At 67.8% G+C, this 12,772-nt stretch carries 9 protein-coding genes; 3 read left to right on the top strand and 6 right to left on the bottom strand.

The annotated features are described in order from the left end of the window. The first annotated feature begins 104 nt into the window (after positions 1 to 104). Both IU452_RS37195 and IU452_RS37190 read left to right on the top strand, forming a co-directional pair. On the top strand, positions 105 to 692 hold the full coding sequence (locus IU452_RS37195; RefSeq protein WP_195113965.1) for a TetR/AcrR family transcriptional regulator: 588 nt from the start codon (positions 105 to 107) through the stop codon (positions 690 to 692). Next, positions 689 to 2,158 (top strand): FAD-dependent monooxygenase, encoded by a 1,470-nt coding sequence (locus tag IU452_RS37190; protein WP_195113964.1) that lies wholly within the window; start codon positions 689 to 691, stop codon positions 2,156 to 2,158. The genes IU452_RS37195 and IU452_RS37190 overlap by 4 nt, the downstream gene beginning before the upstream one ends. A gap of 5 nt (positions 2,159 to 2,163) precedes the next feature. On the opposite strand, the gene IU452_RS37185 is transcribed toward IU452_RS37190, so the two are convergent. Both IU452_RS37185 and IU452_RS37180 read right to left on the bottom strand, forming a co-directional pair. Next, on the bottom strand, positions 2,164 to 3,051 hold the full coding sequence (locus IU452_RS37185; RefSeq protein ID WP_324193034.1) for an MHYT domain-containing protein: 888 nt from the start codon (positions 3,049 to 3,051) through the stop codon (positions 2,164 to 2,166). Between the two features lie 96 nt (positions 3,052 to 3,147). Continuing rightward, complete coding sequence (locus IU452_RS37180) at positions 3,148 to 4,842, bottom strand: hydrogenase maturation protein (protein ID WP_195113963.1); 1,695 nt, start codon at positions 4,840 to 4,842, stop codon at positions 3,148 to 3,150. A 658-nt stretch (positions 4,843 to 5,500) separates the two neighbouring features. Between IU452_RS37180 and IU452_RS37175 the strand changes: the two genes are divergently transcribed. After that, positions 5,501 to 5,845, top strand: a complete 345-nt coding sequence (locus IU452_RS37175; RefSeq protein ID WP_195113962.1) for a hypothetical protein — start codon at positions 5,501 to 5,503, stop codon at positions 5,843 to 5,845. Positions 5,846 to 6,094: 249 nt separating this feature from the next. On the opposite strand, the gene narI is transcribed toward IU452_RS37175, so the two are convergent. From narI to IU452_RS37155, 4 genes are read right to left on the bottom strand one after another with little or no spacing between them, the layout of a single operon-like run. Next, positions 6,095 to 6,838: a respiratory nitrate reductase subunit gamma gene (gene narI, locus IU452_RS37170; RefSeq protein ID WP_195113961.1), complete on the bottom strand. Its 744-nt coding sequence runs from the start codon at positions 6,836 to 6,838 to the stop codon at positions 6,095 to 6,097. After that, positions 6,835 to 7,461: a nitrate reductase molybdenum cofactor assembly chaperone gene (narJ, locus tag IU452_RS37165; protein WP_195113960.1), complete on the bottom strand. Its 627-nt coding sequence runs from the start codon at positions 7,459 to 7,461 to the stop codon at positions 6,835 to 6,837. Before narJ ends, narI begins: the two co-directional genes overlap by 4 nt. Then, positions 7,458 to 9,014, bottom strand: a complete 1,557-nt coding sequence (gene narH / locus IU452_RS37160; RefSeq protein WP_195113959.1) for a nitrate reductase subunit beta — start codon at positions 9,012 to 9,014, stop codon at positions 7,458 to 7,460. Before narH ends, narJ begins: the two co-directional genes overlap by 4 nt. Then, complete coding sequence (locus IU452_RS37155; RefSeq protein ID WP_416382409.1) at positions 9,011 to 12,703, bottom strand: nitrate reductase subunit alpha; 3,693 nt, start codon at positions 12,701 to 12,703, stop codon at positions 9,011 to 9,013. Before IU452_RS37155 ends, narH begins: the two co-directional genes overlap by 4 nt. Positions 12,704 to 12,772 lie beyond the last annotated feature (69 nt).

The raw sequence follows: 12,772 nt of genomic DNA, 5'->3' as shown, positions 1-12,772 counted from the left end.
CCCGATTTCCCGGCGTGCCCCATCCCCGATTTCCCGGCGTGCTTTTCGCCGGGAGTACGCTACCATCGAAGTGTACGAAACAGTACCGTTCACTTGGAGGTGTCATGGCCCGTGGTCTCGAACGCGAGCAGGCCATTCTCGCGGCGACCTACGAGTTGCTCGGCGAGGTCGGGTACGGGGGGCTGACCATGGATGCGGTGGCGGCGCGGGCGCAGGCCAGCAAGGCCACCATCTATCGGCGCTGGCCCGGGAAACCGGCGCTGGTCAAGGCGGCGATGGATGCGCACGATGCCCAGTACGTCGCCGCGATTCCCGATACCGGCACGCTGCGCGGGGATCTGCTCGCGGCCCTCACCGCGCTGTGCGCTCAGGTCGACGACCGGTACGTCACCATGCTGACCGGTCTCATGCATGCCATGCGGGTGGATCCCGAGCTGGCTCGGGAGCTGAAATCCCATGTGGCCGACGAGGATCTGGGTCCGTTCCGCACCGTCGTGGACCGCGCGATCGCCCGCGGCGAACTGCCCGCCGACACCGAAATCGAACGCGCCCACCAGGTTTCCGAGGGTCAAATCATGCGCCGCATGTGTCTCGGCGAACCGGTGGACCGGGAATTCCTCGCCGATCTGGTGGACGAACTGCTTATTCCGCTGCTCACCCGCAGCTTCCCCGATAAGGACGACAGAGCATGACCCCCGACCTCCCCGTGCTGATCGCCGGTGCCGGACCGACCGGTCTGACCTTGGCCTGCGAGCTGGCCCGCCGCGGAATCTCCGTCCGCCTCGTGGACAAGGCACCCGCGCTGTTCCCCGGTTCCCGCGGAAAAGGGTTGCAGCCGCGCACCCTCGAGGTGTTCGACGACCTCGGCGTGATCGACGCGGTACTGGCATCGGGTGCGCCGTTTCCCGAGTTCCGCATGTACCGCGGCACGAGCGTGCAGTGGACTCGCACGGTTCAGCAAATGCTGGGCGTCGCTCGGCCGGACCCCGAGCAGGGCGTGCCCTACCCGGACGTGTGGCTGCTCCCGCAGTGGCGCACCGACGAGATCCTGCGCGACCGCTTCGTCGAGCTCGGCGGGCGCATCGAATTCGCCACCGAACTGGTCGATGTCGGCCAGGACGACAGGGGCGTCACCGCCACCCTGAGCCATGGCGGCACGATCGAGCGGGTCCGGGCGCGGTATCTGGTCGGCGCCGACGGCGGTCGCAGTACCGTCCGCAAGACGCTCGGGGTCGGCTTCGAGGGCGAGACCTTCGAAACCGAGCGAACCCTGATCGGCGATGTCCGTGCCGACGGGCTGACCGGCACCTACTGCCACATACTGACCACCGGAGACGTCACCGATCGATTCTCGCTCTGGTCGCTGCCGGGGACCGACTACTACCAGTTCGTCGCGACCGTCGCCGCCGACGAGGTCCCGGACCTGGAGCTCGCGGCGGTGCAGAAGCTGCTGGACGAGAGATCCGGGCGGTCCGACATCGTGCTGTCGGATCTGCGCTGGATCTCGCTGTACCGCGTCAACGTGCGAATGGTCGATCGCTTCCGCGTCGGCCGGGTATTCCTGGCGGGAGATGCCGCACACGCACATTCCTCGGCCAGCGGCCAGGGCCTCAACACCAGCGTCCAGGACGCCTACAACCTGGGCTGGAAACTGGCCGCCGTCCTCGGTGGCGCACCCGGCGAACTGCTGGACACCTATGAGGCCGAACGGTTTCCCGTGGCGGCGGAGGTGCTGGGTGTCTCGACCCGCCTGCACCACCGCAACTTTCGCGAGGCACCGGCCGAGGAACAGGAGCCCGACATCTTCCAGCTGCGGCTGAACTATCGCGGTGGACCGCTCGCCGTGGACGTCCGGGACCATCCGGGCGCCCTGCGGGCGGGCGACCGGGCACCCGATGCGCGCTGCGGCGACGTGCGACTGTTCGACCTGTTCCGCGGCCCGCACGTCACCCTGCTCGGATTCGGCACCGACCCTGCCGACCTGGCCCGCCCGTTCGGCGACCGGGTCAGGGCGTATCGGATCGACAACTCCGCCGAGGCTCGCCGCAACTACGACGTCGCCCCCGGCACGCTGGTGCTGGTCCGCCCCGACGGCTATATCGGCGCGATCGCCACCGAACCGGAGCCGCTCGCGGACTATCTGCGGCGCATTGCCTGAGGTGCTTATCGCCGAGACTTCGACCGGCCTGCCTTGCTGAGTGCCGCAAGGCTGACCGACGACCCCTCGGAGTCGTGGTCCTCGGGCAGCGCCCGGGGCCATTGCTTCCCGCCGTCGACGACCGTTGCCGCCGTGCCCGATTCGCGCCGGTCGGCGAGCCGGTCCGCCGAATAGCGCTCGTCGATCTCGGCCAAACCGACCAGCACGATCAGCATCATGGTCACCAGCGTGACGGTCACGATCAGCGGCGTGAGCAGCTGCATGGGCTCGGCGCCGCCGGGCGGGGTTCCGTGGGTGCCGTGGTGGGCTTGCATCGATGCCATTCCGGTGTAATGCATTCCGCACACCGCCAGGCCCATGATCAGCGCCGCGCCGATGGTGGCCAGGAAACCGTGCACGTGGAGCATGAACCACAGGGCCGCGGTCGCGGCGACCACCGCGATCACGATCGACAGCGTCACCAGCCCGAGCCGATATCCGATCTCGGCCTGCGAGTGCATGGCGTACATGCCCAGGTAATGCATGGCCGCCACGCCGAGCCCGGTGACGGCACCGCCCACCGGCAGCGCCAGCACCTCCCGTCGCCCGCGCACAGCGATCGAGAGCCCGATCCACACCACCAGGATCGCGATGGCCGCGCTGAGCAGGGTCTTCGGCATGTCGTAGCGGATGGTGACGCCGACGATGGAGAAACCCAGCATCGCCGTGAAGTGCATGACCCAGATGCCCGCGCCGCCGAGCGCCACGGCCGCCGCGACGAGCCAGCCCGCGGGCCAGCGCGCCGACCGGGCGTGAAAGGCGCACCGCAGGCCGAGCACCGAACCGATGACGGACATCAGGTAGGCCATGACCGGGGTCAGCCATCCGTGACTGAAGTGATCGAGTTGCAGCACGCGTACTCCGTTGGCTTCGACGTTATAAATTTGTGGCCGGACAATAGTTCACGTCGGCTTCGCGGGATATTTCCTAACGGAAGTTTTCTCTCGTTTTCAGCCGAGCAGATGTGCGGGCGTGGCGGCCGGACGCACCTTGTGCACGAAGTTTCGGCGCAATTGGTGGTATGTCTCACCCTCGCCGTGGAAGTTCTGGCGCATTTGCGCCAATTCTTCGGCGCGATAGGCGGACAGCGGTTTGGCGGCCTCGTCGGCGGCTCGCCGCCGCTTCTTGGTCACCAGCCGGTCCTGCAGTTCCGGGGCGGCGGCCAGCGCCTGGGCCTGCTGCCGCACCCACGACCGGAATTCGGCCGCGCTACCGGGCACGACCCGGTCGACCAGGCCCAGCCTTCCCGCTGCCGCGGCGCCGACCGGCAGCGCCTCCCGGGTCAGGCGGTCGGCCTCGGCGGCGCCGACCCGGCGCGGCAGGGTGTAGGTCCAATACTCGGAACCGTGCAGGCCCATCAGCCGGTAATGCGGATTCAGCACCACCGATTCGCGGCACCACACCTCGTCGGCGGCCAGTGCGAGCATCACCCCACCGGCCGCGGCATTTCCGGCCAGTGCGGAGATCACCACTTTGTCGGTGGTGGTGAGAATCGCCTCCACCAGATCGTTCATGGCATTGATGTTGTGCCAGGATTCCTCGGCCGGGTCGGCGGCTGCCTCGATCACATTGAGGTGGATGCCATTGGAGAAGAAGTCGCGGGCCGGGCCGAGCACCAAGACGTCGACCGGTCGCGCGCAGGCCTGTCGATAGGCGGCCAGCAGGCGGCGGCACTGGCCGGTGCTCATGGCGCCGCCGGCGAAGGAGAATTCCAGGTAGCCGACCTCGCCGTGCTCGCGGTAACGCAGCTCCGACCAGGTATCGCGGGCGGCGGCCTCGGCCGGGGTGATCGGCACCTCCGGCACACCGGCGAGCAATTCCGGGTCGAGCACATCGGTCGCGGGCTGTTTGAAGGTCGCCGGGCCGCCCGGTGTCCGGCGGGGCCGCAGCTGCGGCAGCCAGACGGCGCCGTCGACGGTGGCCCGGCAGATCGCGCCGTCGCGAGTCGCGATGACGGTGCCGGGGATGCCGCGCAACCGGTCCTCGTGATGGCCGCCGTGCAGGAAGAACTCCCGCCCGTACAGTTCGTCGAGGACGCCGGGCTGGGAGTCGGCGGCGCGCAGTGTGCGCAGCACGGTGGCGGTGTCGTCGGCGGTCCAGTCGATGCGGCGGAACTCCTGGGTGTGGTACGGGCGTAGCCGTCCTTGCACATCGGGGCGGCCGTAGTCGAGCGGCTCGGGGTCGAATCCGCCTGCGGCGAACCGTTCCACGGCCAGCAGCACCGCCCGGACCGCGGCATCGGCGACTTCGTTGCGGTAGAGCTCGCTCTTGCCGCAGGGAGTGACCGGGAAAGGTTCCGAGGCCCAGATCGGCCCGGCGTCCATCTCGGCGACCGCCTGCAGCACCGTCACGCCCCACTCCTGCGCGCCCTCGCTGATGGCCCAGTCCAGCGACGAGGGGCCGCGGTCGCCCTTCGGCCCGGGATGCACGATCAACACGGTGTGGGTGGACCAGATGTCCTCCGGGATCGCCGTGGTCAGCATCGGTGCCAGGATCAGCTCCGGCCGGAACTGTGCCACCCGTGCGCGCAGCAGGTCGTCTCCCAGCGCCAGCTCGACACCGACCCGGTGCCCTGAGTCACGCAGCTCGGCGTGGACCCGCTGCGTGAGACTGTTGAATGCGCTGGCGACCAGCAGAATGCGCACGTGCTTCCTCCATCATCCCGGCGTGCATCTCACCCCTCATCCCGGCGTGCATCAACCACCCCGTCTTCCCGGCGTGCATCAACCACCCCGTCTTCCCGGCGTGCATCAACCACCCCGTCTTCCCGGCGTGCTTTTTGCCGGGATCATGGAGAAGTTAGTCCCGAATCCGTTTCGACGCACCTTGTTGCGCCACATGCAACCACGTCTCGGAGTGTGAGATTCCTTCTGTGCGGCAACATCTTTCGCGGCGTGACGTTCGACACATGCGCGCCCGGAATGCCCGAGTCGTCACATCGTTGTTCTTTTGCGTGCGGCCGCGACAGAGGAACGGTCGATCGGCCGCCGCGTCGGAAACGGTGTGCGCGAACGGAAGTGGCGACGACGATGAAACGGATTGGGGCATAAAGGCTCTGGCCTGTTGACATGTCGTCGATCGCAGAGGGCGGCGACCGGCTACTCCTCGGCATCTAAGGGTCGTCTCAGGTTCGCGATCTACTATCCGACTACGTAGATGGGTCACTGTGCCGGCGGTGACCAGGGCACACGAGAGCAGAAAGGCAGTGCGGCCATGACGCAGAGTGTTCTGAACACGACGTCGGCGACCGGCGACCACGGAGTCCGTCGTTCACCCGCAGCAATCACGAGGCGGATCGGCAGGATGCGATCGTTCGTGCTGGTCCTCGCGGCCGCCGCGGCGGCGATCACGGTGTCGGCGACGACGGTGGCGGCCGAATCCGGTGCGCGCGACGGGCTTTCGCACGGCAGTGGCAATTCCTCCAGCACCCGCACGACCATCCCCGGCGCAACCGCCGCAGACCACATCGACCCCTACGGCTTCCACCACGCCGACTCGGGTCCTATGGCTCGCAACCAGCATCGCGAGAACCTGCGCGAATATCACCGTCAGCGCAACGCGGACCTGACCGACAACGCCTCCGTCCGCGGCGCCCGCTCCGACGACGGTGGCCGCACCCTGTGTCGCCCCCACGCCAACTGGTGCTGATCACAGAATTCGCCCCAGCCGCCGACCTGCTGATACCGAGGAAATGTGGCGGCGGAGTCAAATCGGTCCCAGCCGGAAGCGCCCGGGTATCGAATACCTTTCGGTGCATCTCATCCTGAGGGGTGTACCGCCCTCGGATACGGGTCGGCGCCACCGGAGCAACCGGCGGCACGACCGCGCGCGACCCCGCAGCCGCACCCCTTGCGGCTCTCCGCACTCGTTGTGGAGGCCCGTAAGGGGTGCGGAGGGTCAGTTGCGCGCGCCGATGCGCTGCCAGCGTCGGCCGCCGGTGCCGGGTTCGGCGGGACGGGTGGCGGCCCGGCTGCGGTAGACGATGTAGGGGCGCCACAGGTACCAGAGCGGATAGCTCCAGGCGTGCACCAGCCGGGTGAACGGCCAGACCGCGAGGATGGCCCAGGCGGCCGTGGCGTGGACCTGGTACACGAGCGGTGCGTGCGCGATGGCCGCGACATCGGGTGAACCGACCAGCAGACCGCGGAACCACAGCGCCACACTCTGGCGGTAGTCGTAGCCGGGGCCGAGCAGATTGACACCGACGGTCGGAATCACGCCGAGCACGACGACGATGGTGAGCAGGGCGAAGGCCACCCAGTCCAGCGGGGTGGTCGCGGCCCGCACGCGGGCGGTGGTGAGCCGGCGCACCGCCAGAATGCCCATGCCGCCGAGCAGGCCGATGATCGCGACGGTGCCCGCACCGGCGGAGAACCAGCGGTACACCGGTTCCGGAATGCCGAGGGCCCGGGTGAGCGATTCCGGGATCAGGATGCCGATCACATGTCCGGCGATGGCCGCGAAGGTCGCGTAGTGGAACATCGGGCTGCCCCAACGCAACAGCCTGCGCTCCTGCAATTGCGTCGACCGGCTGGTCCACCCGAACTGATCGTGGCGCCACCGCCAGATGTGACCGACGACGAAGGTCGCGATCGCCAGGTACGGCAGGATGACCCACCACCACAGTTGCCAGCTGCTCATCGCGCCACTCCCGTCAGGTATTCCGGCGGTGCGAACGGTTCGAGTCCCACCTCTTCCCGCGGCGGCCCGGCAAGCGCCAAGGCGCGCAGTCGTTTTCGTTCCGACGACCGCAGCGCCGGAAGGTGTGCGCGCAGCGCATCGATCAGCGGCGCGTAGGGACTGTTCATCTCGCGCAGCGCCTCGCCGAGCAGTTCGAGCCCGTCTCGGCAGTGCGACAACAGACCTTGCCCGGCCTCGGGTGCGTGCGCGGCGAATTCCAGGACCAGCGGCAGGAAGTCGGGCAGCTCGGCCTCGGGAATCGGGTAACCCGCCTGCCGATACCTGTGTTTGAGGGTCAGCAACGCCATGCCGCGGGCCCTGGTGTCGCCGTAGCGGTAGTAGGTCAGATGCAAGCTGCGCCGACGCGTGTGATCGAAGGTGCGGACATAGTTTTCGGACGCCTCGATCGAGGGCCGCTCGCGCAGCCAGGCGACGAATTCGGCCACCGGCCCGCGTTCGGCCGCTCCGAACATGGGCAGCGCGGCGGTGATCGTCTCCAATTCCGCGTACACCCGCTGGTCGGGATAGCTCAGCAGCAGAGACAGCACGGCATGGAACAGTGCGGACCGTTGCGAGCGGTTCACCGGCCTGCTCCCTCGCCGAACAGGTTCGGGGCCGGTGCCGATCCGTTCCAGCCCAGCAGGTTGAAGCGCACCTGCCCGTCGCTGTCGCGGAACTGACCGCCCTTGCCGTCGGGCTTCTCGTAGCCGACCGGGCAGTGCTGGGCGAGGTGGTCACCGCTGTGCTCGGCGTGCGCGCGGGGTATGACGTAGCGCTCGTCGTATTTGGCGATCGCCAGGATGCGGTACAGGTCCTCGATATCTTCGGCACTCAATCCGACTGCCGCAAGGGCTCTTTCATCACTGGTCTCACCGAACTGCTGGCCGCGCATGTAGTTCCGCAACACGGTCAGCGTGCGCAGCGACCGCTCCACCGGAGCCGGATCCCCAGCGGTGAACAGATTCGCCAAATAGCCGACCGGGATGCGTAATTCGTCGATGGTGGCGAACACATCATCCGGATCCTCGGAGCGGCCCGTGGCCCGCGCCGCATCGATGACCGGCGACAACGGCGGGACGTACCACACCATCGGCAACGTCCGGTACTCCGGATGCAGCGGCAGCGCCACACGGTACTTCTTGATCAGGGCATAGACCGGCGACCGTTGGGCCGCCAGCACCCAGTCACGGGTGATGCCGTCGCGCTCGGCCTGCGCGATCACCTGCGGATCGTGGGGGTCGAGCAGGACCGACAGCTGCGCCGGGTACAGCTCGGTCTCCTCGGGCACCGAGGCGGCGGCCGTCACGGCGTCGGCGTCGTAGAGGACCACGCCGAGATGACGCAACCGGCCGACACAGGTCTCCGAACAGATCGTCGGCTGCCCGTTCTCGACCCGCGGATAGCAGAACGTGCACTTCTCGGCCTTGCCGCTCTGGTGATTGAAATACACCTTCTTGTAAGGACATCCGGACACGCAGAACCGCCAGCCCCGGCAGCGGTCCTGATCGACCAGCACGATCCCGTCCTCGACGCGCTTGTACATCGCCCCGGACGGACACGACGCCACACACGACGGATTGAGGCAGTGCTCGCAGATCCGCGGCAGATAGAACATGAAGGCGTTCTCGAAATCCAGGCGCACGCGCTCGGCGATGGAATCCAGATTCGGATCGGCGGCGGCGTGATCGGCGGTACCGGCCAGGTCGTCGTCCCAGTTGGGTCCGCGCCGCGGCACCATCGGCGCCCCGGTGAGCCGGGATTTCGGCGCGGCGGTGGGGATCGCGTCCGACAGCGGCGCGCTGATCAGCTGCTCGTAGTCGTAGGTCCACGGCTCGTAGTAATCGTCCAGCGCGGGCAGATCCGGATTGTGGAAAAGGTTGAGCAGCTTCTGGATTCGTCCGCCCGCCTTCAGTTTCAGCTTGCCGCGGCGACCCAGCGTCCAGCCGCCGTGCCAGTGCTGCTGATCCTCGTACCGGTACGGGTATCCGGAACCCGGTTTGGTCTCGACATTGTTGAACCAGGCGTATTCGGTGCCCGGCCGGTTGGTCCAGGTCTGCTTACAGGTGACAGAGCAGGTGTGACAGCCCAGGCATTTGTCCAGGTTCATCACCATCGCCACCTGCGCCATGATTCTCATCGGTAGTCGACCTCCTGAGCGCGCCGCCGGATGACGGTGATCTCGTCGCGTTGCGGTCCCGTCGGACCGATGTAGTTGAAGCCGTAGGTGAATTGGGCGTATCCGCCGATCAGATGGGTCGGCTTGATCAGCACCCGGGTCAGCGAGTTGTCGTTGCCGCCGCGGCGGCCGGTGATCTCGGCGCGCGGCACGTTCACCTGGCGATCGGTGGTGTGGTACATGAACACCGTGCCCTGCGGCATGCGGTGGGAGACCACCGCCCGGCAGACGACGACGCCGTTGCGGTTGTAGGCCTCGATCCAGTCGTTGTCGGCGACACCGATAGCCGCGGCGTCGGCCGGACTCATCCAGATCACCGGCCCGCCCCGGAACAGCGTCAGCATGTGCAGGTTGTCCTGATAGGTGGAGTGGATCGACCACTTCGAATGCGGGGTCAGATAGCGCACCACCACCTCCGGGCGATCGTCGTCGCCGACGGCGGGTTTCCCGAAGTGCGCCACCATGTTCAGCGGCGGCCGGTAGGTCGGCAGCTGCTCACCGAATTCGGCCAGCCAGTCGTGATCGAGGAAGAAATGCTGGCGGCCGGTGAGGGTGTGCCACGGTTTGCGCCGCTCCACATTGATGGTGAAGGCCGAGTATCGGCGCCCGCCGGTCTCGCTGCCCGACCACTCCGGCGAGGTGATCACCACGCGCGGTTGAATCTGGGTGTCGGCGAAGGTGATTCGATCGCCGCTGCGCTCCTCGGCCAGATCGGCGAGTTCGACCCCGGTCTGCCGCTCGAGTGCATGGAAACCTGCCACGGCCAGCCGCCCGTTCGTGGTGCCGGACAGCGCCAGCACCGCCTCGCAGAACTGCTCGTCGCGGGCGATCGACGGGCGGCCCCGCGCGACGCCGTGGCGGACGGTGCCGTTCTTGCGCCGCAGGTAGTCGATCTCCTTGTCCGGCAGCCAGGTCAGGCCCTTGGTCGTCGTCCCCTGCGTGTCCAGCAGCGGGCCGACGGCGGCCATCTTCTCCGCCACGGCCCCGTAATCCCGTTCGACCACAACCAGTTTCGGCAGGGTCTTACCCGGCACCGGCTCGCATTCGCCGCGCCGCCAGTCACGGACGCGACCGCCCGCCTGCGCGAGTTCATCGGAGGTGTCGTGGGCGAGGGGCGCCGCGATGACATCGCGGCGCACGCCGAGACGGGTGGCGGCCTGTCTCGAGAATTCGGCGGCCAGCGTGTGGAAGATGTCGAAATCGGTGCGTGTCTCCCACGGCGGCGCGATGGCCGGGGTGAACGAGTGCACGAACGGATGCATATCCGTGCTGGACAGATCGTGCTTCTCGTACCAGGTCGCGGCGGGCAGGACGACATCGGAGAACAGGCACGTGCTGGTCATCCGGAAGTCGATGGCCACCGACAGATCCAGCTTGCCGACCGGCGCGGGGTCGCGCCACGTCACCTCGGCCGGACGCAGGTGCGGCGGGGTTTCGGCGGCCGTGACCGCATCGTCGGTGCCCAGCAGATGCCGCAGCAGGTATTCGTGCCCCTTCATCGAGGAGGCGAACAGGTTGGCTCGCCACACGGTGAGGATGCGGGGGAAGTTCTCCGGAGCATCCGGATCCTCGGCCGCGAATCGCAGTGCGCCGCTTTTCAACTGCTCGACAACGTAGTCCGGCACGGACACCCCCGCCCGCTCGGCCTCGTCGCACAGATCCAGCGGATTGCGGTCGAACGCCGGATGCGACGGCATCCACCCCAGCCGGGCCGCCAGGGCATTGCAGTCGGGCACGCTGCGCCCGGCCAGCTGCCCGGAGGCCAGCGGGCTGGTGAAGACATCGGCCGAAAAGCCTTCGTAGCGCCACTGATCGGTGGCCAGCCACCACAGTGGCGTCCCGGCCATATGCCGCGTCGGGCGCTGCCAATCGAAGCCGAAGGCCAGATGCGACCAGCCGGTCAGCGGCCGCACCTTCTCCTGACCCACGTAATGCGCCCAGCCGCCGCCGTTCACACCCTGGCAGCCGCACAACTGCACCAGCGCCAGGAAGGTGCGATAGATCTGATCGGAGTGGAACCAGTGATTGGTGCCTGCGCCCATGGCGATCATCGAACGGCCGCCGCTGCGTTCGGCATTGCGCGCGAATTCCCGCGCGACTCGGGTGGCCGCGGCCGCCGGTACCGACGTGATCGCCTCCTGCCAGGCCGGGGTGTAGGGAGCCTCGGCGTCGTCGTAATCGCGCGGCCAGTCACCCGGCAACTCGGGCCGGGCGACGCCGTATTGCGCCATGACCAGATCGAAAACCGTTGTCACCACCTGGTTTCCGATGCGCAGGGCGGGCACGCCGCGGCGCAGCACCTCCCCGCCCCGGTCGAAGCGCGGCAGATCGACGGGCACGGGCCGGGTTTCGGGCCGCCCGTACAGGGTCAGTGCCGGATCGATCTCGCCCAGGTGCAGGTTCCACCGGCCCGGTTCGTCGCCCCAGCGGAATCCGATCGATCCCTGCGGCACCCGCGGCTCGCCCGAAACCTCGTCCAGCACGACGGTTTTGAATTCGGCATTGGCGATGTCGTGCCCCAGGTCGGCGGCGGTGAGGAACTTGTCCGCCACGTAGGCGTCCCCGCGCTCGACCAGAGTCACCAGGAACGGCATATCGGTGTAGGTGGTGGCGTATTCGACGAAGCGCGGCACCTGCCGATCGCGGTAGAACTCGGTGAGGATCACATGCCCCATCGCCATCGCCAGCGCGCCGTCGGTGCCCGGCGCCGCGGGCAGCCAATCATCGGCGAATTTGGTGTGATCGGAGTAGTCGGGGGAGACCACGACCACCTTCTGCCCGCGATATCGCGCCTCGGTCATGAAATGCGCGTCCGGCGTCCGGGTGATCGGCAGATTCGTGCCCCACAGAATGAGATAACCCGCATTCCACCAGTCCCCGGATTCGGGAACATCGGTCTGGTCGCCGAACACCTGCGGCGAGGCGATCGGCAGATCGGAATACCAGTCGTAGAACGAGGAGAGGGTCGCGCCGATCAGCGACAGAAAGCGGGTGCCCGCGGCATACGACGCCATCGACATGGCCGGAATGGGGGAGAATCCGACAATTCGGTCCGGACCCCAGCGCGCGATGGTGTGCACATGCGCGGCGGCCATCAGCTCCATCACCTCGGACCAGCTCGCCCGCACGAATCCGCCCTTGCCGCGGATCCGTTTATAACTGCGCGCGGCCTCCGGGTCCTCCACGATGGACGCCCACGCGCGCACCGGATCGGCGTGACGGGCGCGGGCGGCGCGCCACAGTTCCAGCAGCCGCCCGCGCACATACGGGTAGCGGATGCGGGCGGGGGAGTAGGTGTACCAGGAGAACGAGGCCCCGCGCGGGCAGCCGCGCGGTTCGTACTCCGGCGCGTCGGGCCCCACCGACGGATAGTCCGTCGCCTGGGTCTCCCAGGTGATGATGCCGTCCTTGACATGCACTTTCCACGAGCACGACCCGGTGCAGTTCACCCCGTGCGTGGAGCGGATCTCCCGATCGTGGCGCCAGCGCTCGCGGTAGAACTCGTCGGCCGCCCGGCCGCCCTCGCGGTACAGCACCCGCCCGTCCTCGGACTGGATGCCCGGGAAGAAGTACTGCGCCGAGCGCATCAGCCGCTGCGCCGCGTCCCGGGCGGACGTGCCGTCGGGGCGGGTCGAGGCATCGCTGCTCATGGGTGGTATTCCTCCGTCTGGAAAAAGTGCGTAAACGCACATGGGCGAGCCAATTACTGCGGAGCTAAC

This window comes from Nocardia transvalensis (genome assembly GCF_015477765.1).
GTDB lineage: Bacteria > Actinomycetota > Actinomycetes > Mycobacteriales > Mycobacteriaceae > Nocardia > Nocardia transvalensis_A.
Note: the sequence above shows the minus strand (reverse complement) of the source record. Positions and strands in the feature narration are given on the sequence as shown.

Bases quoted from the DNA above. Each gene is read 5' to 3' on its own strand.
- IU452_RS37155 (WP_416382409.1), bottom strand. From the start codon at position 12,703: ATGAGCAGCGATGCCTCGACCCGCCCCGACGGCACGTCCGCCCGGGAC.
- narH (WP_195113959.1), bottom strand. From the start codon at position 9,014: ATGAGAATCATGGCGCAGGTGGCGATGGTGATGAACCTGGACAAATGC.
- IU452_RS37190 (WP_195113964.1), top strand. From the start codon at position 689: ATGACCCCCGACCTCCCCGTGCTGATCGCCGGTGCCGGACCGACCGGT.
- narI (WP_195113961.1), bottom strand. From the start codon at position 6,838: ATGAGCAGCTGGCAACTGTGGTGGTGGGTCATCCTGCCGTACCTGGCG.
- IU452_RS37195 (WP_195113965.1), top strand. From the start codon at position 105: ATGGCCCGTGGTCTCGAACGCGAGCAGGCCATTCTCGCGGCGACCTAC.
- IU452_RS37175 (WP_195113962.1), top strand. From the start codon at position 5,501: ATGCGATCGTTCGTGCTGGTCCTCGCGGCCGCCGCGGCGGCGATCACG.